The sequence below is a fragment of the Deinococcus actinosclerus genome (assembly GCF_001507665.1).
GTDB lineage: Bacteria > Deinococcota > Deinococci > Deinococcales > Deinococcaceae > Deinococcus > Deinococcus actinosclerus.
Genome location: NZ_CP013910.1, coordinates 2,384,035 through 2,410,404 on the forward strand (window position 1 = coordinate 2,384,035; position 26,370 = coordinate 2,410,404).

Below are 26,370 nucleotides of genomic sequence, written 5' to 3' on the forward strand. Positions count from 1 at the left end.
GGGCGGCCTGGGGCGTCGGTGTTCGGGCGGGCGCGGCGGGGCGGGGGCCCAGAAGCCGATTTGCTGGACTGTTTCGTCACGGCGGTGCACCTCCGGTTCTTCCGGGTCTGCTGGCGGCGCTGCGTGGCCGCCCCTTTCAAAAAGAAAAGGCCCCTCAAACACGGCTTCGTGTCTGTGGGGAGGCAGGCGGCGTACCCTGTTCAGGGCATGCGCGCAGCATAGCATGGGCCCGGTGCGGGGCAGGGTGAGCGGCGGAACAGACGCGCGTGCCCGGGCGTCTCTAGGCTGGGGGTCAGCATCCACCGGCCGTTCGCGCTGACGCCACGTTTCCCTGTGCACCTGGTCATTTGCGCCTGGAGGTCACCTCATGATCCGACCCATGCTGGCCACCGATGTCCCCGACGTGCTCGCCCTGCTCACCTGGATGGACGACGCCCCCGAACGCGAGGTCTTCTCCCCCGACGCCCGCGACCCGCGCGAGTTGCAGACCGAATGCGAGGACAACCTCTGCCTGGTGGACGTGGATGAGGAGGGCGTCCTGGCGTACTGCGCGCTGTCACCCTTCCGGGACGGCCTGGTCCTGGAGGGGCCGGTCAGTGACGGCGGGCATGTGCAGGCGCTGCTGGGCCGGGCACTGGCCCACACCGACGGCCTGCCGGTCTACGCGTTCTCGGCGCAGGACAACGTGCCGGTGCGCGCGGCGCTGGAGGCCGCGGGCTTCGCGCCGATGCACACCACGGACTTCTACAGCGCGCCGCTCTCGCACCTGACCCCGCAGGCCTGCGCGCCCGCCGGGCACCGCATCGCCCGGAAGCTGCCCATCGCGGCCTACCGTGAGCTGTTCAAGTCCAGTGAGGACGCCTGGGCGGGCCGCCTGACCTGGACGCCCGAGCAGTTCGACGGGCACTTCGCGCGGGACGACGTGCGGCTGGTGGCGCTGCTGCGCGGGGACCGGCCGGTGGGGTTCGCCGAACTGGAATTCTGCCCGGAGGACGCGCGCGCCGACGTGACCTATCTGGCCGTGCACCCCGCCGAGCGCGGGCAGGGCTACGGCCTGAAGCTGCTGGCCCTGGCCGCCGCCGAGGCCGACACCCACCCGGAAGTCCGCACGCTGCGGGTGCGCGCCCACGACCACATGAAGCCCGCCCGCGCCCTGTACGCCCGCGCGGGCTTCACGCACTGCCGCAGCATCGTGACGTACATGCGGGACGGCGACGAGGACGTGTAGGTCCGGCCGTGTAGGTCCCCCCTTTCAGCCTGCCCCGCCGGCCGGGAGGGGCGCACGCGGGACGCCGCACCTGCTTCCAGGGCTGCCCTGCGGCATGGGGGCGCGCGCCACACATGCGCGCGGGGGGCGGGGGTACGCTGCGCGCCTATGGCGAAGAAGGATCGGCGTTCCCCGCAACCGGCGTTCGTGACCCTGCGGGACATGCCGGGCACGCGGGTGATGTTCTGGGTGGTGGACGCCTGCCCGTACTGCGGCGAGCGGCACGCGCACGTGATCGGCAACCTGCGCACCGCCGACCCGGTGGATGCGCTGGGCGAGATTCCCGCGCCGTGCCAGCCGGACCGGCTGTACGTGCTGTCCCTGCCGCCCAAACCCAAGCGCAAGGGCGGCAAGGAGGAGCGCCGCCGCGCCCGCCGGGACGGCAAGCGCGAGGAACTGGACGACGAGACGTGGTGACCTGACGCTGACTTACGCGCGGCGCAGGGGGCGCAGCCAGTCGAGGATCCAGCGGGCGACCTGATCACCGCTGGCCGTGGTGACGTCCAGGTGCGCCGCGCCCTTGAGGGTGTGCACGGTCAGGGGGGCGTGGGTGCCCGCCGCGTACACGCGGAACTGCGCCTCGGTGGTGACGCCCTGCTCGGCCGCGATGCCCAGGATGGGCAGGGTCAGGTCGCGGGCGCTCCGCACGGACAGGGTCTTCTCGAACGGGGTGCCGGTCGTGTCGGTGCGCGCGGCGGCCAGATCCAGGGTCAGGCGGTTCGGGAAGTACCACTCGGCGTAGTCGCTCTGCGGGGTCAGGTAACGGCGCACGAAGTCGCGGGCGTCGGTGACCTGCCCGGCGTCGCTGCCCCAGCCGACGGGCCGGGCCGGGTCGGCCGCACCGGTGATCCAGCGGGTGTCCCTGGCGCCCAGCACGCGGTTCAGGAGGTACGGGGCGTCAGTGGCGTTCGTGGGGCGTCCGGCCCGGATCGCCAGGAACGGCAGCAGGGCGTAGCGCTGGTCCAGGCGGGTCATGGCCGCGGCGAGGTTCGTGGCGGGAAAGGTCGTGAATCCGTCCTGCGGGGCGGGAGCGTCGGGTTGCAGGGCGGCCAGCCGGGCCTGCGCGGCGGCGCGGACGGCCAGGGCAGGGCCGAAGTAGAAGGTGTCCACGTACGGCGCGCGGGTCAGGCTGTTCAGGCCGGGCAGGGGGCCCAGGGGATTCAGGGCGCCCTGCTCGTACTGGTCCGTGGTGAGGGGCTGGCCGCTCATCAGGCCGGGCAGCCCGTCGAGCATCACGAGGCCGCGCACGTCCTGCGCGCCGCGCGCGCCCCTGAAGTCGTACGTGGCGTACAGACCGGTCAGGGTGCCGCCCATGGAGTGCCCGCCGATGAACACGTTCGGGGTCAGGGTGCGGGCCTCCAGCACGGCGGCGCGCCAGTCGCGCAGGGTCACGTCCAGGCCCCAGTCCTTCATGAACGGCACGCTGGCGGGACTGCGGGTGGGCAGGGCGCGCTGCACGATCTGCGCCAGCTGCGGGGCCCCACCCGTGAGCAGAGGCGTGTGGTCCTCCAGCAGGTTCGAGCGGCGGTCCACGGCCCACACCGCCAGGGTGGGGTCGAGGTTCACGAGTTGCCGCGCCAGCCGGTCGAAACTGCCCGCGCCGCCCAGGTAGCCGGGCATGAGCAGCAGCACGGCGGCGGGTTTCGAGGGGCCGTAGCGGACGGTGACGCTGGCGTTCAGGTCAGCGGGCGTACCGGGCGCAGGCGCCCCGGGCCGCACGACGCGCGCCGCAGGCACGAGGTTCAGGGTGACGGCGGCCTGGGCGTTCAGTTCGTCCAGGGCGGCGTCCTGGGCCGTGGCTGCGGTGGTGCTCAGGGCACCGAACAGGAGGAGGGAGCGGGCGGCGCGGCGCATACCTCCCCAGGGTGGCAGGCGTGCGGGCGCGGCGTGTCCCAGCCTGCATTGACAGGACTTGGGTGTTCCTGTAGGGGTCCTTTAGAGACCGGCAGCCAGCGGGTGTGGCGCCCGTCACCGGGTCGGGCTGCGGGGGCATGTCCCCAGACGCGCCACTGAACGGACGTCGACCACCCCCTCCGGTCTGCGCGGCTAGTCCTGCGGCGGGGTGTACTTGTCGCGCAGGTAAGTCGTGCCGGCCTGCTGGTCGCGGCGCTGCGCCTCGGCCTGTTCGCGGGCGATGCGGGCCATGCGTTCCTCGATCAGCCTCAGCTGGCGGGTCAGCTCGCGGTCGTCGCGGCCCTGCGGCGCGGCCGTCTGGTAGGTCTCCAGGATGCGAGGCAGGTCCTCACGGGCGGCCTGCCGGGCGTCGAACACGTCGCGGGTGAGGGTCGAGACCTGGGCGGTGGCGCGCAGCGCGTCGCGGGTGGCGGTCACGGCGCCCAGGAGGGCCGGCAGGGTGGGGGCGGGCAGGGCGCGTTCGTGCTGGCGCAGGGTGCGCAGCAGGTCCTGCTCATCCGGGGGGGCGGCCTCCAGGGTCAGGGGGTCGGGCGTGGGGGCGCGCAGGAGGCGGCGGGCGCGGCGTACGCTCCAGCCGATCACGATCAGGCTCAGGAGGAGCGTGGCGCCCAGCAGCCACCCGGCCACGTCACTGCCTGAGGCCACACCGATGCCCAGCAGGACGGCCAGCGTGCCCAGGAACGACAGGGCGGTCAGGGTCAGCACGGCCAGCAGGCCCACCCCGGCGAAGCGGCGGGCCTGGGTGCGGCCGTGGGCCAGGGCGGCGCGTGGGTCGCGGCCCGGCTGGAGTCGCCAGGGGTCGGCGGGGTTCAGGGGACCATAGGTGGGGGGGCTGAGGAGGTCGCGGGCGGCGCGCACGCCGCCCCGCAGGATCGTGCGGGAGCGGGTCATGATGCCGGTACGCCGTCCGGAGCGTCCGGGTTCCCGCGCAGCGCCTGCACGCGCGCCGCGAGGGCCTGCCAGGGCGCGAGCTGGAAGTGCGTCTGGCCCAGGGGACTGGTGCTGGGCAGCACCCACAGCTCGCAGCCTTCCAGGGTCTGCGGCTGCTGGCCGTAGGGCAGGCGCCCGGTGGGCAGCCCCAGCGTCTCGGCCGCCCCGCGCTTGCTGGTGAACGCCACCAGCCGGGGCCGGTGGGCGCGCAGTTTGGCGCGCAGTTCGTCGGGTGCCCAGGCGTGGCCGGGCAGGGCGGCGTCCACGCCGCTGTGCCGCTTGGCGACGTCGGTCAGGCCGATGCCGAACTCGGGCAGGCTCGGGTACTCCTGTGGCAAGAGCAGCCTGGGGGTCAGGCCGACCTCGTGCAGGGTGCGCCAGAAGCGGTTGCCGGGGTTGGCGTAGTACGCGCGGGCGGCGGCGCTGATGCGGCTGGGCGCGGTCCCGACGAGCACCAGCGTCAGCCCGGACCGCAGGACGTCCGGCACGAGGTACTCGCCGCTCCCGGTCAGGTCGGGCGCGCCGGGGGACTGGTCAGTTAGCGGGTCAGTCGTCGTCGTAGCGTTCCTCCGCGAAGGGATCGCCGCGCATGTGGTACCCGTTGCGCTCCCAGAAGCCGGGCTGGTCGGCACTCATGAATTCCAGGCCGGAGAGCCACTTGGCACTCTTCCAGAAGTACAGGTGCGGCACGACCAGCCGCAGCGGCCCGCCGTGCTCGGCGTCCAGCGGCTGCCCGTCGAAGGTGTGGGCCAGCAGGTTCTCGGGCCGCAGGAAGTCCTCCAGGGCGAGGTTGGTGGTGTAGCCGCCCACCGAGTGCTGCATGACGTGCGTCGCGCCGGGTTTCAGCCCGATGTGCTCCATCAGGTCGGTGACGCGCACGCCGGTCCAGGTGGTGTCGAGCTTGCTCCAGTGGGTGACGCAGTGGATGTCGTAGGTCAGGGTGGTCTGCGGCAGGGCCATCAGGTCCGCCCAGGTGAAGGTGCGTTCCCCGGCGAGGCCCGTGATGCGGATGACCACGTCCTCGGGCCGGTAGTGCTGGGTGGGGCCGTAGGTCAGCACCGGGAAGCGCGTGGTGAGGGTCTGCCCCGGGGGGACGCGGCCGCCCATGTCGTCGGCGGGTTTCTTGAAGAACTTGCCAAGCATGCCGCATTCAACACCCCTGGCGCGCGCGGTCCAGGGACGCGGCACACCATCCGGCGCGACATGAAGCGAATCAGAAGGCCGCCGCGCGGCCCGCAGGGTCTGCTGGGGGCAGAGGGCATTCGTCACCGAATCCTGACACGCGCAGGTGTACACTGCACACCAAGTCCGGGCTTCTCTCTCCCGGCGGTGACAGAGGCGACCCGGCCCCCGCGCGCCCCCCCAGGGGGGACACAAGGAGTGAGCCAGTCCCATGTCCATCTTCGATCAGGCCAAACACGACGTCGAACGCGCCCGTTTTCTCGGGGACGTGCGCGACCTCCTGTCCATCCTGCGGCGGCAGCCGAACGAACTGCTGCCCTTCGACTGGGTGCGTCACCTCTCGCCGGACGGCGAGCACCAGCGCGGCCTGGAGACCATCGAGGTCGACCACATCATCGGGTCGGTGGACCGCTACCGCGAGTTCGACCGGCACTACCTGCCCAAGGAAGCGCACCTGGACGAACGCTGGATCGGCGTGCGCGCCGCGCAGCTCCAGGGCAAGGAACTGCCGCCCATCCAGGTGTACAAGGTCGGGGACCTGTACTTCGTCAAGGACGGCAACCACCGCGTGTCCGTCGCCCGCCGTCAGGGGCAGAAGTTCATCGACGCGTACGTGATCGAACTGCACGTCACCGTCCCGCCCGAGGAGGGCGACACCCTAAAGGACCTGATCATCAAGGGCGAGTACGCGCAGTTGCTGAAGGCCACGAACCTCGACACGCTCGTGCCGAACCACCACCCGATCCGCTTCACCACGCCGGGCCGCTACGAGAAACTGCTCGAGCACATCCGCACCCGGCAGTACTTCATGGACCGCAAACCCGACCGCGCGGGCCTGCCGCCCGTCACCTGGGAGGAGGCCGTGGAGAGCTGGTACCGCCGCCTGTACTGCCGGATCGTGGAGAACCTCGACCTGCACGACGTGATGTCCCGCTTCCCCGGGCGCACCGAGGCCGACCTGTACCTGTGGATCATGGACCACCGCTACTTCCTGACGCAGAAGTACGGGCATGACGTGGGCAGCGAGGAGGCCACCATGGACTTCCGCGCGCAGCACTCCCCGCCGCTGTACAAGCGGCTGGGGCAGCGCATGAAGCTCGTGCTGCGCGGGAAGATCAACCCCGCGATGTGAGCGAACAGTGGGGAGTGGGAGGCGGAGTCACCACGCTCCACTTCCCACTTCCCGTCTACCTCGCCAGGACGTATTCCACGAGCGTGCCGACGCCCCAGCCGGTGGCGTGTTCCTCGCGCGTGGCGTTCCCGGCGATGTCCAGGTGCGCCCAGGGCCGCGTGACGAACTGCCCCAGGAACAGCGCGGCCTTGATGCTCGCCCCGGCGGGCTGCATGTCGCTGTTCTTCAGGTCGGCCACCGTGCCCTTGCGGTAGGTCTTCAGGTACGGCTGGTGCAGCGGCAGTTCCCAGACGTGCTCGCCCGCGTCCTGCGCGGCGGCCTTCAGGCGGGCGGTCAGGGCGGGGTCGCTGCTGAACAGCGCGGCGATGTCGTTGCCCAGCGCGCTGACCTTCACACCGGTCAGCGTGGCGAGGTCCACGAGTTCGGTCGCGCCTTCCTCGCAGGCGACGGTCAGCGTGTCGGCCAGCACGAGGCGGCCCTCGGCGTCGGTGTTCGTGATCTCCACGTGCAGGCCGTTGGCGGCGCGGTACACGTCGCCGGGGCGCATGGCGTCCGGGCCGACCATGTTCTCGGCGGCGGCGACGTAGGCGCGCACCTCGACGCCCTCGGGGATCAGGTCCCGCAGGGCGGCCAGGGCGCGCACGGCGCCCAGCACGGCGGCCGCGCCGCCCATGTCGCTCTTCATGTTCACCATGCCGGCGGCGGGCTTGATGGAGTACCCGCCGGTGTCGAAGGTGATCCCCTTCCCGACGAGCGCGACGACCGTGTGGGCCTCGCCCCGCGCGGGAATGGTCGCGCGGATCAGGCGCGGCCCCGTGGCGCTGCCCGCCGCGACAGCGGCGAGGAGGTTCATGCCGCGCGCGGCGATGTCGTCGCCGTCCCAGACGTCCACGTCCACGCCGTGCGCTTCCAGGGTGCGGGCCTCGCGGGCCAGCGTGGCGGGGTTCAGGACATTCGCCGGGGCGCTCACGAGGTCCCGCGCGAGGGTCAGGCCCGCGCCCAGCGCCTCGATGCGGGCCTGCTCGTCGGCGCCCAGGCCTTCCACGAACAGCTGGACCGGTGCGGGGGTGGTCTGGCGGTAGCGGCCGTCACGCCAGTCCTCGGCCAGGGCGGCGGCGGCCAGCGCGGCGGCGTGCTCGCTGGCGGGCACCCTCACGCGCGTGGCTTTCAGTTCGCGGGCCAGTCGCATCAGCGCGGCGCCCACCTCGCGCGCCTCGGCGGCGCTGGTAGGGCGCGGGGCGGCGGCCTGATCGCCGTCCTCGTGGCGGGCAGTCAGGCGGACCTCTCCCCCGTTCAGGTCCCGGGTCAGGCGGCCCCCGTCCGGCGTGACGAACGACAGGGTGAGGTCGGCGGCGTCCATGGCAGTGACCAGAGGCATGCGCGGAGTAGACCACGCGCCGCCCTGGCCGGGTTCCGCAGGGCGGGACGGGCTCAGGGATGGTGCGCGGCGGCGGGCCTGCCGGGAGGGAACAGGGGCGGACGGGTATACTGCCCTTTACTGTGAATGGCTCCATTCAAATCACCGAGGCGGCCCTCGCCTCACTGATCGGGCTGACTGCCCACGAGATCCCGGGCGTGGTGGGCATGGCCCCCAGCAACCTGAAAGAGGGCCTCAGCCGCGTGCTGGGCCGCGCGAACGTCAGTGACGGCGTCGTGATCAGCCGCGACGGCGCGAAGTACGCCGCCGACCTGTACGTGGTCGTCGCGTACGGCGTGAGCATCCCCACCGTGGCGCGCAATATCGTGGAGCGCGTGGAACACACCGTGAAGACCCAGGCGGGCATCGACCTGAGCGCCGCGCGCGTGCACGCCGTGGGGGTGCAGCGTGTCTGACGTCCCGAACGCCGCGAACACCGGCCACCGCGCGCACCTGAACCCCGCCGATCTGGCCCGCATGCTGCGCTACGCCACCGACTGGCTGGGCGTGTACCGCGAGCAGGTCAACGCGCTGAACGTCTACCCCGTCCCGGACGGCGACACCGGCACGAACATGCACCTGACCATGCAGTCCGTGCGCCGCGAACTGGACACCTGCGACGAGAGCAGCATGCCCGGCGTGGCGCGCGCGATCAGCTACGGCGCGCTGCTGGGCGCGCGTGGGAACAGCGGCGTGATCCTCTCGCAGCTCCTCAAGGGCTTCGCCGAGGCGATCAAGGATCTGAAGGTCGTGGACGCCGCCGCGCTGGGCCGCGCGTTCCAGGCGGCGCAGAAGACCGGATACGGGGCCGTCATGAAGCCCGTGGAGGGCACCATCCTGACCGTCGCGCGCGGCGTGGCCGAGGGGGCAGCGCAGGCGGGCGAACACATCGAGGACGTGCTGGAGAACGCCCTGTTCAAAGGTCAGGAACTGCTCGACCAGACGCCCGAGATGCTCCCGGCGCTGAAGCAGGCGGGCGTGATCGACAGCGGCGGGCAGGGCTACCTGTACATCGTGCAGGGCATGCTCGCGCAGCTGCGCGGCGAGGCGCTGCCGCCCGCGCCGGAGATCACCAGCTACGCGCAGGAGCAGTTCGAGAACGAGGAGTTCGGCTTCTGCACCGAGTTCCTCATGAGCGAGGCCACCAAACCCATCGAGGAGATCCGTGAACTCGTCACGCCGTTCGGGGACAGCCTGCTTGTCGTGGGCGCCGAGGGGTACGTCAAGGGCCACATCCACACGAACGAACCCGATCAGCTGCTCGCCACGGTGGGCCGCTACGGGAAGATGCTCAAGACGAAGGTCGAGGACATGAGCGAGCAGCACACCGAGATCCTCGGCATGGCCGGTGCCACCGCCCGCGCCGAGGAGGAACTGGCGCCGACCGGTCTCGTGGCGGTCGCCAGCGGGTACGGGCTGGTCAAATTGTTCCGGGGCTTCGGGGCGCGGATCGTGTCCGGCGGGCAGACTGCGAACCCCAGCGTGCAGGACATCGTGGACGCTGTCCGCAGCGTGAGCGCCGAGAAGGTCATCATCCTGCCGAACAACAAGAACGTCCTGATGGCCGCCGAGAAGGCCATGGAACTCATGGAGGGCCGCGCGGTCGTCATTCCCACCCGCACGCTGGGCCAGGGCATCGGCGCGGCGCTGAACTTCAACCCCGACGTGCCCGCCGAGGAGCTGGTGGACGGCATGACCGAGGCGTCCCGCGCCGTCACGACCTTCGAGGTGACCCGCGCCAGCCGCACCACGAACATCACCGTGAAGGACGGCCGCACCCTGGACATCAGGGAAGGCGACGTGATCGGCCTGATGGACGACGAACTCGTCCAGAGCGGCGGCAGCCCCGAGGACAGCGTCATGGAGATGCTCAACCGCCACTACCAGGGCCAGGAGATCATCACCGTGTTCGGGGGCCCGCAGCACACCCAGGAGGACCTGGACGCCCTGGCCGGACGGATCGGGAAGGAATTCAGCATGGCCGAGGTCGAAACCCACCCCGGCGGGCCGGACCTGTACGACTACCTCGTCACGGTGGAATAAGCGCAGTCAGCAGCGCAGTCAGCACTGTGGAATGAATTGAGGACAGCACCGGGCAGGGGTCGGCGTTCACTTGAGCGTCGGCCCCTGCCTCTGCCACCCTGACCTGACAGGTGCAACCGCCAAGCCACGGCAACGGACCTGAGGGCACCCCCGAACGCCTCCAACGTCTGCGCTCAGCGGTGCAGGTTCCGGAGTTCATCCTCGGTCAGCGGGGCCAGGCCCAGGCGCAGCAGCACGGGCTGGCCTGCCCCGGCATTGGCGGCGCTGAACTCTGCGACCTTGCGCATCAGGAGGATCAGGTCGCGCTGCACCTCGGTCACCTGGGCGGTCGTCAGGTGGGCGGTGGGGGTGCCGCTCAGCATCCGGGCCGGGGGGCCCTGCCACTCGTCGAGCGGACTGAGGCGGCGGGCGCTGCGGGGCCCCTCCAGCACCGCGAATCCCGGCGCGTCCGGCGTGGCGTACACCCGCAGGCCCCAGCCGGGCGAAAAATCGCTCAGGGCGCGGCGGAATTCCCTTGCCACCGCGTGGTGAAAGAGGGGATCCAGCGCGGCCGCCTGCCCCTCCCCCGCCTGTTGGGGCAGATGCCGGGCGTCCACGAACAGGTCGTCCGCATGGGCGCGGTACATCTTCACGGGCCGCCCGGCGCGCGCCTGCTCGCGGGTCACGCGCAGAAGGCCCGCCCGCCGGAGGGCCTGCACGTCCCGGTGCACCACCCGGAGGTCCAGCCCGGTCTCGCGCGCCGCGCCAGCCACGGTCTGCTCGCGGCCCAGGAACGCGCCCAGCACCCGCCGGGTCCGGTCGTGAACAAGGAGGGTCACGGCGGCCAGGTCGGTCACCTCGTGCGGGCTACTCACCGTGGGGCCTGTCATGGCGAGCAGCCTACCCGTGAAGCTGGCTCCATGCCCACCTTCACGCTGCCCACCCTGCCCGACCTCTCCCCCAGCGCGCCGGTCCTGTGGCGGGGTCGCGTGTGGACCGGGGTGGAGGACGCCCCGCTGGACGACGGCGCGGTCCTCACCCGCGCGGGGCGGATCGAGGCGGTCGGCCCCGCCGCCCAGCTGGTCGCCTTGGAGGACGCCGTGACCGTGCAGACCGGCGGCACGATCCTGCCGGGTCTGATCGACCTGCACGTGCACGCCCGGACGGGGTACCTGCCGTGGTTCGTGGCGGCGGGCGTGACGACCGTGCGGGACGCCTGCAACTCGCTGGAGACCGTGGCGGCCCTGCTGACCCCGGCGGGGCTCGCGCCACGCGTGCTGCCCTCGGGGCCGCTGCTGGACGGCCCGGACGCCTTCTTCCGCCAGTTCGGGCCCGGCGCGGTCCACGAGCCGGGCGACGGGCAGGAACGCAGCGCCGGGGCGCTGATCGTGCGCACCCCCGCGCAGGCGGAACGAGCGGTGGCATTCCTGGCCGATCAGGGCGTGACGCACCTCAAGCTGTACGAGGCGCTTGCCCCGGAGGCCTACGCGGCCGCCACGCGCGCCGCCGCCCGGCTGGACCTGCCGGTCATGACCGACCTGGGCCTGCTCACCACGCGGGGCCGCGCGGCGCAGGTGGACGCCCGGCAGGCCCTGGCGCTGGGTGTGCGCTCGGTGGAGCATGCCAGCGGGTTCGCCCTGGCCGCCACGCGCGCGGGCTTCGACCCGGCGGGCGAGCTCCCCACGGCGCTACTGGACGAACTGGCCGCCCTGACCGTGGCGGCGGGCACGGCGCTGGTGCCGACCCTGAGCGTGTTCGCGCCGCTGACGACCGACACCCTGCCCGACCAGCGTGACCTGCCGCTCGCCGGGCAGGGCGGGCCCCTGCGGGAGAGCCTGGAGGCACAGTGGAATGCCGTCCACGCGGGCACCCGGTCCATCCGGGCCCTGGCGCGGGCGGACGCGCGACTGGCCGCGCAGCTCGCCGTGCGGGTCGCCCGGCTGGGCGGGCGGGTCGGGGCGGGCACCGACACCCCGGCGGGCGCGTTCACCCTGCCCGGCGGGAGCCTGCACGCGGAACTCGAACGGCTGGTGCGCGCGGGCCTGACCCCCACGCAGGCCCTGCGCGCCGCGACGGGCACGGCGGCCGACATCCTGGGCCGCGCCGATCTGGGCCGCGTGCAGCCCGGCGCGGTGGCGGACCTGCTCGTCGTGGCGGGCGATCCCACCGCCGATATCCGCGCCACCCGCGACGTCCGGCTGGTGGTGCAGGGCGGGCGGCCCCTGACCCTGGCGAGCCTGCGCGCCGCGCTGGAGGCGTGAGGGCGCCGGCCCGTCACGCCTCCCGGAAGATGTCGAGCGGCAGGAACGCGCTGACGGTGTAGGTGGGGGCGTCCACGATCTGGCTGATCTTCAGGTCCGCGCACGCGCTCGCCAGGACGTAGGCGTCTTCCAGGCTGAGGCCGCGCGCTTCCAGGCGGCGCAGCAGGGCGCGCAGGGCGATGCGGGCGGCCTCCATCAGGTCGGGGTGGTGGCCGGTGGTGGCGTGCCACTGGCGACTCTGGCCCCCGCTGGTAGGCGTGACGAATTCCGGGGTGGTGATCCCGGCGTCACGCTCGACGTGCACCCGCAGGGTCAGTTGCCCGTTCGTCTCGATGCCGGTACCGCTGACCTCGCCGTCCCCCTGCGCGGCGTGGAGGTCGCCCGCCGAGAGGAGCGCGCCGGGCACCTCCACCGGCAGCCACAGGGTGCTGCCCGCCACGAGCTGCCGCACGTCCATGTTCCCGCCCACGTGCCGGGGCGGCGCGGTGGGGTGCGGGCCAGGGGCGGCGGGGGCCACGCCGATCACGCCGGGGAACGGCGCGAGGGGCACGCGGATGCCGGGTCGGAAGTCGGCGTGCGTGCCGGCGCGCAGGTCCCACAGGTGCGTGTGGGGGCGCAGGCCCTCGGCGGCCAGCGCGGCGTCGAGCAGGCCGATGCCGTCCGGGCGGCAGCCGGTCCAGCCCCACGCGGCGGTCTGCACGTCCAGGATCTCGAGGCGCAGGGCGTCGCCGGGCTGCGCGCCGTCCACGAACAGCGGGCCGGTCAGCGGGTGCCCGCGCGGGCCGTCCAGGGGGTCGCGGACGTCCGCGAGGATCAGGGCGCGCAGATCGTCCGGGGCGCTCAGGTCACCGCTCGCCACCCGGCGGGCCACGCCGCCGCCCGAGGCGTCCAGGGTGTCCAGCGTGACGGTATCCCCGCTGGCGACGGTCAGGGCAGGCGGCAGGGCGTTGTCCCAGACGGTGTGCAGGGCGTCCAGGCGCAGGTGGTGGCGGGTCATGGCTCCAGGGTAGAGCAGAACGCCCGCCCCGGCGCATGTGGACCGGGGCGGGCGGGTGGACGCTCAGCTCAGAGCTTGACGATGCGGCCCTTGACGACGTTCTTCAGGCTGGGCCCGAACGCCTTGAGGTAGGTGCTGAGCACGTCGGTGTCGCTCAGGCCGGGCAGCTGCACGACGTTCGTGGCGTTCTTGAACACGGTGAAGTTGTCGCCACCGGCCGCCAGGAAGTTGTTCGTGGCGACGCGGTAGGTGGCGGTCGCGCTGATGGGCGTGCCGTTCAGGGTGATGTCGGCGATGTTCACGCGCTGCCCGTCGGGGTTGCTCAGCGTGTACTTGTAGCTGAAGCCCTCGGACACCTGCAGCAGCTTGATGGCGCTGGCGTTCGCGCCGCTCCACTGCTGCTCGAGCAGGTCCTTGATCTGCTGGCCGGTCAGGGTCAGGACGGTGGTGGTGTTGCCGAAGGGATGCACCGCGAACACGTCGCCGAAGTTCACGGCGTTGCCGGGCTTGATGGCGGTCGCGTCGGGCAGGTCGGCGCGGATGCCGCCGGGGTTCATCAGGGCGATCTGGCTGCCCTGGGCCTTGGTGGTGTACAGCAGGGCGTCGGCGATCACGTCGCCCAGCGCGGACTCGGTGTTGCGGGCATTGCTGATGCCGCGCTGGATCTGCGGGTCACCCAGCGTGGCGATCTGCACGTTCTTGATCGCGGCGACCTTGTCGTTCGCCTTGTTCACGATCGCCGTCATGTTGGCGGCCAGGGTGCCGCTGGCCTTGCGGGCGTCGTAGTTCACGACGAGATTGGCGGCCTTGACCTGCATGACCTTGTGGTTGGCCTTGTCCACGACCAGATCCAGGCGCTGCAGCAGGTGCCCGTAGTAGTCGCCCTGGATCACGATGCGGTCCTTACCGGTGGGATCAGGCACCAGGCAGTTGTAACCCTGGTGGGTGTGGCCGCTGATGATGGCGCTGACGGCCGGATCGACGCGCTTGGCGATGCCCACGATGGGGGACGTTTCGTCGAGCGCCTTGCAGCCCACCGTGTTGTAGGTGACGTCCTTGTTGATCTCCTTGCCGTCCTTGTCCTTGCGGAGGATCTCGCCGCCCTCGTGGATCAGCATGATGATCGCGTCGGGCTTCTTGGCCTTGATCTCGGGGATGTACTTGTTGACGGCGGCGGCCTCGTCGGTGAAGTTCAGCATCTTCACGCCGTCGGGGGACACGATGCCGGGCGTGGTCTTGGTGACCGCACCCACGAACGCGATCTTCAGGCCGTTGATCTCCTGGATGACGTAGGGCGCAAAGGGCGTGCCGGTCTTGCCGGAGGTGGCGTTGTACTCGACGTTCGCGCCGATCCACTTGAAGGTGGCGCCGGTGTAGGTCGTGTCGTACTTGCAGGCCTTGCTGGCGTCGTTGCTGTTGCAGCCGCCGTTCTGCATGCGGAACAGCTCGTCCAGGCCCTGGTCGAACTCGTGGTTGCCCAGCGCGCTGACCTTCATGCCCATGTCGTTCAGGGCGTACACGGCGGGTTCGTCGCGCAGCAGGCCGCTGGTGATGGGGCTCGCGCCGATCAGGTCACCGCCGCCGACCAGGATGGTGTTGGGGTTGGCCTTGCGGGCGTCGTTGACCTCCGCGGCGATGGCCTCGATGCCGCCGGCGCTGATCTTGGCGCCCTCGGCAGTCGTGAAGCTGGTCGGAGTGAGGTTCCCGTGGAAGTCGTTCAGACCCAGGATGGTGACGTTGGTGGGCTCGGGAACGAGGGTACCGGTGGTGCAGGCGGTCAGGCCCAGGGCCACGGTCAGCAGCAGAACAGGCATGGTTTTCATATGACCTGCACAGTCTACTCATCTCCGCAGGCGGTGTGGTGTGTACCCGGTCAGGCCGGTGGGGGTGTTAGCCTGCCTGCCATGCTGGATCCGCACCTGCCGCTCCCGTTCACTGCCGCCGTTCATCCGGAGGCCCGCGCGGCGCGGCGCCTGACCTGGGATTCGCGCGAGGCCGGCCCGGCGGTGGCCTTCGTGGCGCTGCCGGGGGAGCGGACGCACGGCAACGCCTTCGTCGAGCAGGCGCTGGCGGCGGGCGCGCCCTTCGTACTGACGGATCTGGACGTGCCGCGCGCCGTGCGGGTGGCCGACGCGCAGGCGGCGCTGTTCGCCTGGGCGCGCGCGGAGCGCGCCTGCGCGCCGCTGGTGGTGGGCGTCACCGGCAGCGCCGGGAAGACCACCGCGAAGAGTTACGTGGCGGCGGCGCTGGACGCGCTGTTCATGCCGGTCTTCAACACCATGCCCGCGATCGCCTGCTTCCTGATCGAGTCCGGCCGGGCCGGGCGGCCGCTGGTGGTGGAGATGGGGATCGACCGGGTCGGTGAGATGGCCGAGCTGGTGGATCTGGTGCGGCCGGACGTGGGCGTGATCACCACGATCGGCCCGGCCCACCTGGAGCAGCTGGGCAGCATCGAGGGCATCGCGCGGGAGAAGGGCGTGATCCTGCGTGACGTGGCGGGGCAGCCGGTGCGGGGCTTGGTGGGCTCGCAGGCGGCGGCGTTCTACCCCGGGGTGGACAGTTACGGCTTCGGGGACGTGACCTTCGCGGGCGAGGCCCTGACGGTCACGCCCGAGGGGGCGTCGTTCCGCTTCGGCGGGATGCCCGTGACGCTGCCGCTGGCCTCCACCGTGCAGGCGGAAGCGGCGGTGCTGGGCCTCCAGCTGGCCCGCGAGGCTGGCCTGCCCCTGCCCGCAGCGGCGGCGCGGCTGGGGGGGGTCAGCGTGCCGGGGGGCCGCTACCGGGTGCATCCGGGACGCTTCACGGTGATCGACGACGCGTACAACGCCTCACCGGTGGCGGTGCGCGCCGCCCTGGACGCCCTGCACGGCTGGGCGCCGGCGGGTGGGGGCCGGCGGATCAGCGTGCTGGGCCGCATGCTGGAACTCGGTCGGACCGAGCAGGCCCTGCACGCCGAGGTGGGCGCCTACGCCCGCGAGCGCGCGGACCTGACCTTCGGGGTGGGCGCCTTCGGCCGGGAGCTGGGCGAGCGGGCCTTCGAGTCGGTGCCGGCCCTGACGGCCGCCCTGCTGACCGAGGTGCGTGACGGGGACGTGGTGCTGATCAAGGCCAGCCGCGGGATCAGCTGGACACCCGAGCGCCGCGCGCAGGAAGGCGTTGGCCTGGACGTGGTGGTGCAGGCGCTGCTGACGGTCCGCGACGGCGCCCCGGAGGGCCGCTGACCGGGGAAGGGTCGCTCTCCCCGCTCTGAGGGCGACGGGCGGCCGTCGTGTCGGCAACAGCCTCCGCCCGGCACCGGCGACCGCCCCTTCATGCCCCTCAGGGACGTGATGGTCAGAATGTGGGCATGCGCCTTCTCCTGAGTGCCCTGCTGCTGAGCCTGACGGCCTGCGCCCCGTCCATGACGGCCCCCGCCCGCGCGCCAGTTGGCCTGCGCGCGGCCTTCAGTGAGGCAGGGGTGGCCTGGGTGTCGGGCGGGCGGGCGTGTGTGGCGCGGGCACCGTCCTTTCAGCCGAGCTGTCCGGCGCTGCCTCCGGCCGTGGACGTTGCGTGGCATGGCGGTCAGGCCTGGGCGGGGGTGCCGTCCCTGGCGGCGGTGGTCACGCTGGACGGTGCGCCCGGCAGCGTGAACGTGGGTCGCGTGGCGGCCATGAGCGCCAGCCGGGTATACCGCGAGAACGGCAGCGCCGTGACATACGACGGGACGGACGCTGCGGGCGCGCTGGGCCAGCCGGAGGCGGCCCTCACGGGCGGGGACGGTCTCGACTACCTGCTGCTGGGCGGCCGGGTGGTGCGGGTCGCCGACGGCGCGGCCCTGCCGGGTGAGGGGTTCACAGTCCTGAACTGGGCGCCCGGCGGCGTCCGCGGCGGCACCCTGCCGGAGGTGGGGACGGGCGTGGGGACCTACCGCCTGACCGGCGCGGCCCTGGAACGGCTGGACGCGGCGGGCGTGGTGCGGGCCCGGCTGCCTCACGGCCCGGGCCGGATCGGGGTGGTGGGGGCGTGGCTGGTGACCGTCTCGGCCAACGGCACCCTGCGCGTCTTCGGGCCTGATCTGTCGGCCCGCTGAGGTCGGGAACCTCCCCGGCAGGAGTCTGCCCGGGTGGGATCACCGACGCCCGCCCGGAACAGGGGCCGCCTCGCGGAACTTCCGGCTGCCCTCCCTGCGCCCTGACGCGCCGGTAGGGCCTCACCGCATTCATACCGCAGCCTCATCCGGACGTGAGGTATTCCCTGAACGTGCGGGCTGACTTGTGGTGTACTAAAGCACCCCGTTCAAGAACCCTTCATGTTCGGGGTGGGTGACCGGGCTGCGCGCGCCGTGCCCACCGGGCTATGGAGGCGGCAGCAGGTAACCGGAGTTGGGAAACGGCCGCGCAGGACCGCGGGCGTTTCAGGATGTCAGGGTTACGTGAGGGGCGAGGTGCTTGAATACCCTACCCATGTCCCTCACTGCGTCTTCCCGTGCATCGTCTGCCCACCGCCCACTCCGTCCCTCCCGTCGTCAGATGAGTGAATGCTAAAATCCGCGTGATCCTGGAGGGAGAATGTCGAGTTTCCTGAACCGCTTACTCAGTCCGCGCCCGAATGCCCTGGGCGTGGAAATTGGCACCAGCGCCATCAAGGTCGTGGCGCTGCGCCCCGGCTCACCACCGTCCCTCCAGCACGCCGTGATGGTGCCCACGCCCATCGGCAGCATGCGGGACGGACTGGTGGTCGAGCCGCAGGCCGTCGCCACCGAACTGAAGAACCTGCTGGCCGAGCACCGCATCACCAACCGCTTCGCCGTCACCTCGGTCCCGAACCAGGTGGCGGTGACCCGCAACATCATGGTGCCCAAGATGGACCGCAAGGACCTGCAGGAGGCCATCAAATGGGAGGCGGAACGCTACATTCCGTACCCGATCGATGACGTCAGCCTGGACTTCGACCTGCTGGACGACCCGGCCAACGTGCCCGACGACGGCCAGATGGAGGTCGTGATCGCCGCGGCCCCCACCGAGGCCGTGGCGCGTCAGGTCGAGGTGCTGCGCCTCGCCGGCCTCGAACCGAGCATCGTGGACCTCAAGTCCTTCGCGGCGCTGCGCGCCCTGCGCGGCAACCTGCTCGGCGAACACCTCACCAAGAGCACCCTGACCGGCAGCAACTACACCGAGTCCGGCGAGGTGGCGCTGGTCATGGAGATCGGCGCCAGCAGTTCCGTGATCAATCTGGTGCGCGGCGACCGCGTGCTGATGGCCCGCAACATCAACGTCTCGGCCGACGACTTCACGACCGCGCTCCAGAAGGCCTTCGACCTGGACTTCAGCGCCGCCGAGGAGGTCAAGCTGGGCTACGCGACCGCCACCACCCCCACCGAGGACGAGGAAGACCTGCTGAACTTCGACATGGCCCGCGAGCAGTACTCCCCGGCGCGCGTGTTCGAGGTGGTGCGCCCGGTGCTGGGCGACCTGATCACCGAGATCCGCCGCAGCCTGGAGTTCTACCGCGTGCAGAGTGGCGACGTGGTCATCGACCGCACCTTCCTGGCCGGCGGCGGCGCGAAGCTGCGCGGCCTGGCCGCCGCGATCAGCGACGCGCTGGGCTTCCGGGTGGAGGTCGCCAGTCCCTGGCTGACCGTGCAGACCGATCAGGCGAACGTGGACACCGGGTACCTCCAGGCCAACGCGCCGGAATTCACGGTGCCGCTGGGGCTGGCGCTGCGGGGGGTGACGACCCGTGGTTGAGATCAACCTCCTCCCGCAGCAGTACCGCAAGCAGAGCGAGCCGACCCTCTGGCAGCCTGCAGCGGTGGGCGTGGTGGTCCTGACCGCCCTGATCCTGATCGGGGTGGAGGTCGCCACCGCCACAAAGGTCGGCAACCTGACCAAGGAACTGGACAGCGTGAACGGAGAGATCGCCGCGCTGACCCCCGCCTCGCAGGAATTCGGCCGGCTGAACCAGGAAAAGAACCAGCTGACGCAGGTCACCGCGATCGCCGTGCAGCTGCGCGACGCCAAGACCTACTGGGCCAACGACATCGCCAGCTTCACCGCGCAGCTGCCCGGTGGCAGCGGGGTCGCGCTGCAGAGCATGACCATCCGCCCGCTGGACGCCGGCGCACTCGCCAGTCAGCAGCAGAACGGCGTGTATACCGGCAAGAACGTGACCCGCGAAATCGAGCTGAACGGCTCGGCCAGCAGCCAGCAGGCGGTCGTGAACTTCCTGCGCACCTTCGAGAACAACCCGAACTTCGGGCTGAACTTCCGCAGCATGCAGGCCGAGGGCGACACCGGGCAGTACACCTTCAGCGCGACGGTCGGCATCGTGAAGGGTGAGGCCACCGCGCCCGCCAGCACGGACGGCAGCTCACCGGCGACGCCCGCCGCTCCCGGCGCACCCGTCAGCTCAGTGGGAGGCGGACGTGTCAATTAAACTCACGCCCCGCAACCTGTTCTTCGTCGTCCTGGCGGCCTGCATCCTGGCGTCCGTCCTGTGGTACACCCTGCGCTTCCAGGCGCGCCAGCAGCAGATCAGTCTGCTCCAGTCCGACCTGGACGCCGCGCAGGCCCGCGTGGCGGTGCTGCGCAGCAACGCCCAGCAGCTGCCCGCCCTGCGCGAGGAGGTGGCCAAGCTGAAGGTGGAGCAGGACGAGTTCCTGGCGGCCCTCCCGCAGACTGCCCGGTACTACAGCGTCCTGGACGAGATCCGTCTCAACGCGGCGGCGGCCGGCGCCACCATGTCCTCGTTCAGCGTGACGAACGGCAACGCCACCAACCTGCCCGGCGGCGTGCGGCCCATCAACCTGGCCGTGAACGTGTCGGGCACCTTCGGGCAGCTGTTCCAGCTACTGCGCTCCGTGGAGACCATGAGCCGCTTCACGAACGTGAACAACGTCAGCCTGCAACTGCCGCAGGCCACCAGCTTCGATCCCAAGCTCGAAGGGACCCTGGCCCTGACCGTGTACACCTTCGATCCTGCGCAGGCCAGCCCCACCTCGACGGGCACCAGCCCGCAGGCGCCCAATACGGCGCCCGCCGCGCCTACCCCTGCCGGAGGCACCCAGTGACGCGCGCGCCCATCAAACTCTCCCGTGAAATGAAACTGGTGCTGGGCCTGCTGCTGCTGGTCGCCGCGATCGGCCTGTGGTACGTCCTGACCAACCGGGGCGCCGCCCCGGCGACTGAGGTGCAGACCCCCACCACGCCCAGCGAGACGGTGCCGGTCACCCCCACCCCGCCGTCCGGCACGACGGACGCGGCGCCCAGCAGCGGCGTCCAGTCCGGCGGTCAGGTGGACGTGGAGGTCATTCCTCCCTTCCCCACCGACGCGACCGACCCGGCGCAGGGAGCGGCCGCAGCGGTCACCGACACGCCCCCCACGCCCTCCGGGATCAATCCGGCCGGCACCCTGGCGAGCGTCCCCGGCAACAACCCCTTCCGTCCCCTGAGCGTGACCGCGGACGCCCAGGCTGCCGCGGGGACGCCCACCCCTGCGACCCAGCCCCAGCCCGGCAGTGCCTCCAGCACCGCGCCGGTGGCGAGCACGCCGGAAGTGACTCCCATCGCCTCAGGCGGCGCCCTGGGCCTGACGCCGGTCTCCGGCTCGGCGGGTACCCCGGCCAGCGGCGCGATTCCGCTGCCCACCATTCCCAGCTCGGGCAGCACCCCGCCGGTCGTGACGCCCATCGGCTCGGGCGGCACCGTGGTCGTGACCCCCGGCGGCGCCTCAGGGAGCGGCACCGGCACGCCCGTGGCGATCACGCCGGTCAAACCCCCGGTGGCCGGCGTGAATGTCCCCGCCGTGACCAGCCTGCCGGACACCACCGCGGCGCGGCCCGGCGGCCAGGCGGGCACCACGCCGGCCACGACCCTGCCGGCGACCACGCTGCCCACAGCCGTCACCCCGCAGGTGATCAGCGAGATCGGCAGCGCCGAGACGGCCGCCGCGTCCCCCCTGGACAGCTTCGTGCAGGCGCAGGGGCTGGCGTTCAACGCCGTGGTGCTCGGCCCGGTGAACACCGCGATCTTCCGCAGCAAGGACGGCTACGTGGTCGTCGCCGTCGGGCAGACCCTGCCGGACAGCCAGGTCACCGTGAAGGAAGTCACGGCGACTGGCGCCACCCTGAGCCTCGGTACCGACTCCAAGACCCTCGAACTGGATAAAAGGTGAGCCATGACTAACCGCTTCGCTTCTCTCCTGCTGACCGCTGCGCTGGGCATGGCCGCCGCTCAGACCGCTCCCACGACCTCCCCGGTGGCCGACACCAGCCTGACGAACGCCAACGTGACCATCGAGATCGGCCGTTACGCCGGTCCGCTGTCGAGCCTGCTGGCCGCGCTGGCCAAGAGCGCCGGGTACGGCCTGATTCTCGACACGAACGTGGACGCGCTGCCCCAGGCCGCCGGCACCACTGCCGCCGGCGCGGCGACCACGGGTGCCAGCGGCGTCAGCACTGGCGCGGCCGACACCGCCCGCCCGGTCGTGTACTCCTTCCAGAACAAGCCCTTCAACGAGGTCTGGCCCCTCCTGATGGACGTGTACGGCCTGAGCTACGACGTCGTCACTCTGGCCGGGCAGCCGGTGCTGCGCGTGAGCAACACGCCCATCCAGCGCACCGTCACCCTGAAGAATGCGGACGCCACCCAGGCCAGCCAGCAGGTCAAGCTGTTCTTCGGCACCCCCGCCTACAGCGAGACCCCGCAGCGCGACGCGCAGGGCAACACGGTGGGCGTGACCCGCACCCTGGCCGACGTGAAACTGGACAGCGCCACGCTGCGGATCGTGCCGGACGTGCGCAGCAACGCCGTGATCGTGCGCGGCACGAACAAGGAAGTCGCGGAGGTCACGCGCCTGCTCGCGCAGCTGGACAGCGCGCCCGGCACGCAGAGCAGCGCGGCCAGCACCCCCGAGACGCAGACCGTGCAGCGCGTGTACACCGTCAAGGGCGCGCAGGCCGATATCGTGGCGCTGCTGGCCGCGCAGTACCCGGGCCTGAAGGTCACCCCGGTCGGGCAGACCGGGCAGCTGGTCGTGACGGGCCCGCAGAACCAGCTCGACGCCGCACTGACCCTGCTGGGTCAGGTGGACCGGGTCGCGCCGGTCGTGGCGAGCGCGCAGATCACCCAGCGGGTCTTCCAGCTCGTGAACGCCAGCGCCGAGGAGGTCAAGGCCACCCTGGAGGGCACCCTGGCACGCGAGGTCACCCAGACCACGCCCGCCCTGGCCAACGTGCCGGTGAACGCCACGGACGCCAACGGCAACGCCATCACGGTGACGGTGCCGACCACGAACACCTCTGCGGCGCAGCCCACCGCCAGCGCGGCGGCCACGGCCCCGAAGACCACGGACGCGGTGACCATCATCGCGGACAAGCGCACGAACACCGTGATCGTGCGCGGCACGGCCACCCAGGTGGCGCAGGTGGCCGAGCTGATTCCCCAGCTCGATCAGCGTGTGCCGCAGATCAACGTGCAGGTGCGCATCCAGGAGATCACCGAGCGGGCGTCCAGGGCGCTGGGCCTGAACTGGAGTGCCGGGTTCGGCGGTTTCAGCGTCTCGTCGAATAGCTCGACGGGCCTGGGGCTCTCCTTCGATCCGACCCGCAGCCTGGTGGGCTTCAACCTGGGCGCCACGCTCAACGCCCTGGAAGGCCAGAACCTCTCCAAGAACGTCTATGACGGCACTATCACCATGCAGAGCGGTCAGCGGTCCCTGGGCGCCTCCAGTGACACGCAGAATGCGTCCAGCGGGGCGGCAGCGAGCATCAAGAGCGGCGGTCGCCTGGAGATCAACATTCCGTCCAGCTCCGGCAACATTCAGAAGCAGATCGACTACGGCGTGAACCTCGACTTCTTCAGCCCGCAGGTGGCGCCGGACGGCACGATCACCCTGCGTGTCCGGGGGCAGGTCAACAACCTGACGACGGATATCAGCACCATCTCGGTGCCCAACATCCTGCAGTTCACGAACAGCGAGGCGCAGAGTACGCTGACGTTCAAGACCGGGGAGACGCTGCTGCTCAGCGGCCTGCTCGCCACGAAGACCACGAACACCAAGGATGGCACGCCGTTCCTGTCGAGCATCCCGGTGATCGGCAGCCTGTTCGGGAAGCAGTCCACCTCCTCCGAGAAGACGCAGCTGCTGGTGGTGATCACGGGCAATATCGTCCAGTAACGCCGCTGCCCGCCCGCGCCCCCGCCGCTCCGGCCCGGGGGCGCGCTTTGTTTGTGCAGGGGCGCCGGGCCGGGGCGGGGCAGGCGGTACAGTCGGGGGGCATGAGGTACCTGACCGCTGGCGAATCGCACGGGCCGCAACTGACGGCCATCATCGAGGGGCTGCCCTCCCAGTTGCCGCTCGGCAAGGGGGACATCGACCCGTGGCTGCGCAGGCGTCAGGGGGGATATGGGCGCGGGCGGCGCATGGTGATTGAGACGGACGAGGCCGAGATCCTCTCCGGGGTGCGGGCCGGGCGGACGACGGGCGCGCCGGTCACGCTGGCGATCGCGAACAAGGATCACCGGAACTGGACGGAGATCATGTCGCCCGAGCCAGGCGGCGAGCCGCGCAAGAAGGCCCTGACGGACGCGCGGCCCGGGCACGCGGACCTGACGGGCGGCGTGAAGTACCGCCACAAGGACCTGCGGGACGTGCTGGAGCGGGCCTCGGCGCGGGAGACGGCGGCGCGCGTGGCGGTCGGGAGTATCGCGCTGAAGCTGCTGTCGGAGCTGGGCGTAGAGGGCGCGAACTACGTGTCGAGCCTCGCGGGGATCGAGACGAAAGTGCCGTTCAGCTGGGACGCGCTGGAGGCCATCGAGAACAGCGACCTGCGCACACCGGACGAGGATGCCGCCGCCATGATGCGCGAGCGGATCGATCAGGCGAAGAAGGACGGGGACACGCTGGGCGGCATCCTGGAGGTGCGCTTCCGGGGCCTGCCGGTGGGCCTGGGGTCCTTCGTGCATTACGACCGCAAGCTGGACGGGAAGATCGCGCAGGCGGCCCTGAGCGTGCAGGCGATGAAGGGCGTGGAGATCGGCCGGGCGTTCGAGAACGCCACGGCGCCGGGCAGCCGCGTGCACGACGCCGTGTACTACCGTGAAGGGACCTACGCGCGGGACACGAACGGTGCGGGCGGCCTGGAGGCCGGGATGACGAACGGCGAGGAGCTGATCGTGCGGGTCGCCATGAAGCCGATCGCCACGCTGATGAAGCCGCTGCCGACCGTGAACGTGGTCACGCACGAGGCGTCCGACGCGGCCCGCGAGCGCAGCGACACGACGGCGGTCCCGGCGGCGGGCGTGATCCTGCAGTGCGTGATCGGCTGGGTGCTGGCCGAGGCGATGCTGGAGAAGTTTGGTGGGGACACCCTGCCGGAATTGCAGGAGCGCGTGGCGGCGGCCCGGGCCTTCGCGCAGTCGTACTGAGCGCATGCTGAACGACACCGAGGGCGGGGTCCGCCACCTGCAGGGGTTCCGGGCCGGGCTGGAGGCCGGGCTGACGGCGCACCTGCGGGACCTTCCTGAAGATCCGATCGGGGGACGCGTCACGCCGCTGCCGGAGGATTCCCGTACACTGTCCCCCATGTTCAGTTCGGGCCTCATTGAGCGTCCGGTGTCGTGGGTGGCGCTGGCGGGCTTCATGGGCACCGGCAAGAGCCGGATCGGCTGGGAGCTGTCGCGGGCGCTGGCGCTGCACTTCGTGGATACCGACAAGCTGATCACGCGGGTGGTCGGCAAGAGCATCCCGGAGGTGTTCGCGCAGGAGGGCGAGGGGTATTTCCGCGCCTGCGAGCACGAGGTCGTGGGGCGCGTGACGCGGCTGGAGCACGCCGTGATCAGCCTGGGCGGCGGGACCTTCATTCAGGAGGACAACCGCCGCTGCCTGCTGGAACGCGGGCCCGTGGTGGTGCTGTGGGCCACGCCGGAAACGGTGTACCAGCGCACGAAGCACAGCGACCGGCCGCTGCTGCGCACCGAGGACCCCCTGGAGCGCATCCGCACGCTGATGGACGAGCGCGCCCCGGTGTACCAGCAAGGCACCATCCACGTGCACAGCGACGGGCGGCCCAGCGAGGAGATCGTCGAGGAGATCATCGACCGCCTGTGGTCGTGGGCGGACGCGCAGCACGCCTGGGCCCTCGATCACGCGGCACTGGATCACGCGCCGGAGACGGCGGGCAGCGGGGAGTCACGTGCGTCGGATTGAGGTGGGCGGCGCGCAGCCGTACGCGGTGGAGGTCGGAGCGGGACTGCTGGGTACGCTGAGGGTCCCCGAGCGGCACGTCGCCCTGATCCACCCGGTGGACCTGCCCCCCGAGTTCGTGGCGCGGGTGCAGGCGGCGCTGACGCCCGTCGTGACGATTCCCGTGCCTGCTCGTGACGACTGCAAGACGCTGGAGGTCCTCTCGGGCGTCCTGTCGCGGCTGGCGGCGGCGAACATCCCCCGGGACGGCGCGGTCGTGGGCCTGGGGGGCGGCGCGGCGACCGACCTGGCGGGCTTCGCGGCGGCCAGTTACCTGCGCGGCGTGGCGTTCTACACGCTGCCGACCACGCTGCTGGGCATGGTGGACGCGGCGGTGGGCGGCAAGACCGGCGTGAACCTCCCCGAGGGGAAGAATCTGGTGGGCGCGTTCTGGCCGCCGCGCGCCGTGTGGTGCGATACGGACACCCTGGGGACCCTGCCCGGCGCGGTGTTCCGCGAGGGCGCCGCCGAGGCGTTCAAGCACGGCCTGATCAGCGACCCCACCCTGCTGGACCGTGTGCTGTCGCCGGACTTCCGCCCCGGCGGTCCGCTGCTGGAAGGCACCCTGGCCGACGCGATCGCCGTGAAGGCGGGCGTCGTCACCCGTGACCTGACCGAGCGCGGCGAGCGGGCGTACCTGAATTTCGGGCACACGCTGGCGCACGCGCTGGAGGCCGTCACGCACCACGGCGTGTCCCACGGCGACGCGGTCGGGTACGGGATGCACTACGCGGCGCGGCTGTCGCGCGCGCTGGGCGGCGCGGACCTGACCGGGCACACCCGCGCGTTCCTGACATGGCAGCAGCCGGCGCCGCTGGCCCCCGTGAGCTTCGAGGACGCCCTGACCTTCATGGCCCGCGACAAGAAGGCGGACGCGGACGGCGTGCGCTTCGTGCTCCTGCGCAACCTCGCTCAGCCCTACCTGACGCGCGTCCCGGAAGACGTGCTGCGCGAGGAATTCAGCGGCTGGCAGGACGACCTGCGCGACCTCAACCTGCTGGCCTGACCGCCCCCATCCATCCGGGC

General features: G+C 71.5%; 24 protein-coding genes. 16 read left to right on the forward strand and 8 right to left on the reverse strand.

The features are described from left to right. Positions 1-379 precede the first annotated feature (379 nt). Complete coding sequence (locus AUC44_RS11560) at positions 380-1,228, forward strand: GNAT family N-acetyltransferase (protein WP_335338664.1); 849 nt, start codon at positions 380-382, stop codon at positions 1,226-1,228. A 147-nt stretch (positions 1,229-1,375) separates the two neighbouring features. Next, positions 1,376-1,684 carry a hypothetical protein gene (locus AUC44_RS11565; protein WP_062158788.1) on the forward strand — a complete coding sequence of 103 codons (309 nt, stop codon included), beginning with the start codon at positions 1,376-1,378 and terminating at the stop codon, positions 1,682-1,684. Between the two features lie 12 nt (positions 1,685-1,696). Here the strand turns inward: AUC44_RS11565 and AUC44_RS11570 are convergent, their stop codons facing one another. The 4 genes from AUC44_RS11570 to AUC44_RS11585 form a co-directional block, all read right to left on the reverse strand. Then, a complete protein-coding gene (locus tag AUC44_RS11570) occupies positions 1,697-3,121 on the reverse strand; it encodes an alpha/beta fold hydrolase (RefSeq protein ID WP_062158791.1) in 1,425 nt (474 codons plus the stop codon). Between the two features lie 192 nt (positions 3,122-3,313). Then, positions 3,314-4,072 carry a hypothetical protein gene (locus tag AUC44_RS11575; RefSeq protein ID WP_062158793.1) on the reverse strand — a complete coding sequence of 253 codons (759 nt, stop codon included), beginning with the start codon at positions 4,070-4,072 and terminating at the stop codon, positions 3,314-3,316. Further along, the gene (locus tag AUC44_RS11580) at positions 4,069-4,599 is read right to left on the reverse strand and encodes a mismatch-specific DNA-glycosylase (RefSeq protein ID WP_082689045.1); all 531 of its coding nucleotides are present in this window, start codon (positions 4,597-4,599) and stop codon (positions 4,069-4,071) included. The genes AUC44_RS11575 and AUC44_RS11580 overlap by 4 nt, the downstream gene beginning before the upstream one ends. Positions 4,600-4,657: 58 nt before the next feature. Then, positions 4,658-5,254 (reverse strand): sulfite oxidase-like oxidoreductase, encoded by a 597-nt coding sequence (locus AUC44_RS11585; protein ID WP_062158795.1) that lies wholly within the window; start codon positions 5,252-5,254, stop codon positions 4,658-4,660. Positions 5,255-5,504: 250 nt separating this feature from the next. Here AUC44_RS11585 and AUC44_RS11590 point away from each other — a divergent pair, with 250 nt between their 5' ends. Next, the gene (locus AUC44_RS11590) at positions 5,505-6,425 is read left to right on the forward strand and encodes a transcriptional regulator (protein ID WP_062158797.1); all 921 of its coding nucleotides are present in this window, start codon (positions 5,505-5,507) and stop codon (positions 6,423-6,425) included. A gap of 55 nt (positions 6,426-6,480) precedes the next feature. Here AUC44_RS11590 and AUC44_RS11595 read toward each other — a convergent pair whose 3' ends face one another. Beyond that, positions 6,481-7,803: a M17 family metallopeptidase gene (locus AUC44_RS11595; RefSeq protein ID WP_062158798.1), complete on the reverse strand. Its 1,323-nt coding sequence runs from the start codon at positions 7,801-7,803 to the stop codon at positions 6,481-6,483. A 122-nt stretch (positions 7,804-7,925) separates the two neighbouring features. On the opposite strand from AUC44_RS11595, the gene AUC44_RS11600 reads away from it, so the two are divergent. Both AUC44_RS11600 and AUC44_RS11605 read left to right on the forward strand, forming a co-directional pair. After that, complete coding sequence (locus AUC44_RS11600; RefSeq protein ID WP_062158800.1) at positions 7,926-8,258, forward strand: Asp23/Gls24 family envelope stress response protein; 333 nt, start codon at positions 7,926-7,928, stop codon at positions 8,256-8,258. A 61-nt stretch (positions 8,259-8,319) separates the two neighbouring features. Then, the gene (locus AUC44_RS11605) at positions 8,320-9,885 is read left to right on the forward strand and encodes a DAK2 domain-containing protein (RefSeq protein ID WP_062159819.1); all 1,566 of its coding nucleotides are present in this window, start codon (positions 8,320-8,322) and stop codon (positions 9,883-9,885) included. Between the two features lie 173 nt (positions 9,886-10,058). Here the strand turns inward: AUC44_RS11605 and AUC44_RS11610 are convergent, their stop codons facing one another. After that, positions 10,059-10,754 (reverse strand): helix-turn-helix domain-containing protein, encoded by a 696-nt coding sequence (locus AUC44_RS11610; RefSeq protein WP_062158802.1) that lies wholly within the window; start codon positions 10,752-10,754, stop codon positions 10,059-10,061. Positions 10,755-10,784: 30 nt separating this feature from the next. On the opposite strand from AUC44_RS11610, the gene AUC44_RS11615 reads away from it, so the two are divergent. After that, complete coding sequence (locus AUC44_RS11615; RefSeq protein ID WP_062158805.1) at positions 10,785-12,125, forward strand: amidohydrolase family protein; 1,341 nt, start codon at positions 10,785-10,787, stop codon at positions 12,123-12,125. Positions 12,126-12,138: 13 nt separating this feature from the next. Here the strand turns inward: AUC44_RS11615 and AUC44_RS11620 are convergent, their stop codons facing one another. Beyond that, positions 12,139-13,122 (reverse strand): acetamidase/formamidase family protein, encoded by a 984-nt coding sequence (locus tag AUC44_RS11620; RefSeq protein WP_062158807.1) that lies wholly within the window; start codon positions 13,120-13,122, stop codon positions 12,139-12,141. Between the two features lie 68 nt (positions 13,123-13,190). Further along, on the reverse strand, positions 13,191-14,945 hold the full coding sequence (locus AUC44_RS11625; protein ID WP_062158809.1) for a bifunctional metallophosphatase/5'-nucleotidase: 1,755 nt from the start codon (positions 14,943-14,945) through the stop codon (positions 13,191-13,193). 81 nt (positions 14,946-15,026) lie between these two features. On the opposite strand from AUC44_RS11625, the gene murF reads away from it, so the two are divergent. The 10 genes from murF (at position 15,027) to aroB (ending at position 26,350) form a co-directional block, all read left to right on the forward strand. Continuing rightward, complete coding sequence (gene murF, locus AUC44_RS11630; protein WP_062158811.1) at positions 15,027-16,343, forward strand: UDP-N-acetylmuramoyl-tripeptide--D-alanyl-D-alanine ligase; 1,317 nt, start codon at positions 15,027-15,029, stop codon at positions 16,341-16,343. Positions 16,344-16,468: 125 nt separating this feature from the next. Beyond that, a complete protein-coding gene (locus AUC44_RS11635; RefSeq protein ID WP_062158813.1) occupies positions 16,469-17,191 on the forward strand; it encodes a hypothetical protein in 723 nt (240 codons plus the stop codon). Between the two features lie 478 nt (positions 17,192-17,669). Continuing rightward, positions 17,670-18,848: a type IV pilus assembly protein PilM gene (pilM, locus tag AUC44_RS11640; protein WP_062158821.1), complete on the forward strand. Its 1,179-nt coding sequence runs from the start codon at positions 17,670-17,672 to the stop codon at positions 18,846-18,848. Then, entirely contained in the window at positions 18,841-19,536 is a 696-nt protein-coding gene (locus AUC44_RS11645) for a hypothetical protein (RefSeq protein ID WP_062158824.1), read from the forward strand. Before pilM ends, AUC44_RS11645 begins: the two co-directional genes overlap by 8 nt. Continuing rightward, positions 19,526-20,170, forward strand: a complete 645-nt coding sequence (locus AUC44_RS11650) for a type IV pilus inner membrane component PilO (RefSeq protein ID WP_062158826.1) — start codon at positions 19,526-19,528, stop codon at positions 20,168-20,170. The genes AUC44_RS11645 and AUC44_RS11650 overlap by 11 nt, the downstream gene beginning before the upstream one ends. Continuing rightward, the gene (locus AUC44_RS11655; protein ID WP_157445336.1) at positions 20,167-21,273 is read left to right on the forward strand and encodes a hypothetical protein; all 1,107 of its coding nucleotides are present in this window, start codon (positions 20,167-20,169) and stop codon (positions 21,271-21,273) included. The genes AUC44_RS11650 and AUC44_RS11655 overlap by 4 nt, the downstream gene beginning before the upstream one ends. Positions 21,274-21,276: 3 nt before the next feature. Then, positions 21,277-23,277 carry a secretin N-terminal domain-containing protein gene (locus AUC44_RS11660; protein WP_062158830.1) on the forward strand — a complete coding sequence of 667 codons (2,001 nt, stop codon included), beginning with the start codon at positions 21,277-21,279 and terminating at the stop codon, positions 23,275-23,277. A gap of 101 nt (positions 23,278-23,378) precedes the next feature. Then, positions 23,379-24,527 carry a chorismate synthase gene (gene aroC / locus AUC44_RS11665; RefSeq protein ID WP_062158832.1) on the forward strand — a complete coding sequence of 383 codons (1,149 nt, stop codon included), beginning with the start codon at positions 23,379-23,381 and terminating at the stop codon, positions 24,525-24,527. Positions 24,528-24,531: 4 nt separating this feature from the next. After that, on the forward strand, positions 24,532-25,308 hold the full coding sequence (locus tag AUC44_RS11670; protein ID WP_231724428.1) for a shikimate kinase: 777 nt from the start codon (positions 24,532-24,534) through the stop codon (positions 25,306-25,308). Further along, a complete protein-coding gene (gene aroB, locus AUC44_RS11675; RefSeq protein ID WP_062158834.1) occupies positions 25,295-26,350 on the forward strand; it encodes a 3-dehydroquinate synthase in 1,056 nt (351 codons plus the stop codon). Before AUC44_RS11670 ends, aroB begins: the two co-directional genes overlap by 14 nt. The last annotated feature ends 20 nt before the right edge of the window (positions 26,351-26,370 follow it).

Coding starts and splice junctions, on each gene's coding strand:
- AUC44_RS11560 (WP_335338664.1), top strand. CDS start 380: ATGCTGGCCACCGATGTCCCCGACGTGCTCGCCCTGCTCACCTGGATG.
- AUC44_RS11565 (WP_062158788.1), top strand. CDS start 1,376: ATGGCGAAGAAGGATCGGCGTTCCCCGCAACCGGCGTTCGTGACCCTG.
- AUC44_RS11570 (WP_062158791.1), bottom strand. CDS start 3,121: ATGCGCCGCGCCGCCCGCTCCCTCCTCCTGTTCGGTGCCCTGAGCACC.
- AUC44_RS11575 (WP_062158793.1), bottom strand. CDS start 4,072: ATGACCCGCTCCCGCACGATCCTGCGGGGCGGCGTGCGCGCCGCCCGC.
- AUC44_RS11585 (WP_062158795.1), bottom strand. CDS start 5,254: ATGCTTGGCAAGTTCTTCAAGAAACCCGCCGACGACATGGGCGGCCGC.
- AUC44_RS11590 (WP_062158797.1), top strand. CDS start 5,505: ATGTCCATCTTCGATCAGGCCAAACACGACGTCGAACGCGCCCGTTTT.
- AUC44_RS11595 (WP_062158798.1), bottom strand. CDS start 7,803: ATGCCTCTGGTCACTGCCATGGACGCCGCCGACCTCACCCTGTCGTTC.
- AUC44_RS11605 (WP_062159819.1), top strand. CDS start 8,320: ATGCTGCGCTACGCCACCGACTGGCTGGGCGTGTACCGCGAGCAGGTC.
- AUC44_RS11610 (WP_062158802.1), bottom strand. CDS start 10,754: ATGACAGGCCCCACGGTGAGTAGCCCGCACGAGGTGACCGACCTGGCC.
- AUC44_RS11615 (WP_062158805.1), top strand. CDS start 10,785: ATGCCCACCTTCACGCTGCCCACCCTGCCCGACCTCTCCCCCAGCGCG.
- AUC44_RS11620 (WP_062158807.1), bottom strand. CDS start 13,122: ATGACCCGCCACCACCTGCGCCTGGACGCCCTGCACACCGTCTGGGAC.
- AUC44_RS11625 (WP_062158809.1), bottom strand. CDS start 14,945: ATGAAAACCATGCCTGTTCTGCTGCTGACCGTGGCCCTGGGCCTGACC.
- murF (WP_062158811.1), top strand. CDS start 15,027: ATGCTGGATCCGCACCTGCCGCTCCCGTTCACTGCCGCCGTTCATCCG.
- AUC44_RS11635 (WP_062158813.1), top strand. CDS start 16,469: ATGCGCCTTCTCCTGAGTGCCCTGCTGCTGAGCCTGACGGCCTGCGCC.
- pilM (WP_062158821.1), top strand. CDS start 17,670: ATGTCGAGTTTCCTGAACCGCTTACTCAGTCCGCGCCCGAATGCCCTG.
- AUC44_RS11660 (WP_062158830.1), top strand. CDS start 21,277: ATGACTAACCGCTTCGCTTCTCTCCTGCTGACCGCTGCGCTGGGCATG.
- aroC (WP_062158832.1), top strand. CDS start 23,379: ATGAGGTACCTGACCGCTGGCGAATCGCACGGGCCGCAACTGACGGCC.
- AUC44_RS11670 (WP_231724428.1), top strand. CDS start 24,532: ATGCTGAACGACACCGAGGGCGGGGTCCGCCACCTGCAGGGGTTCCGG.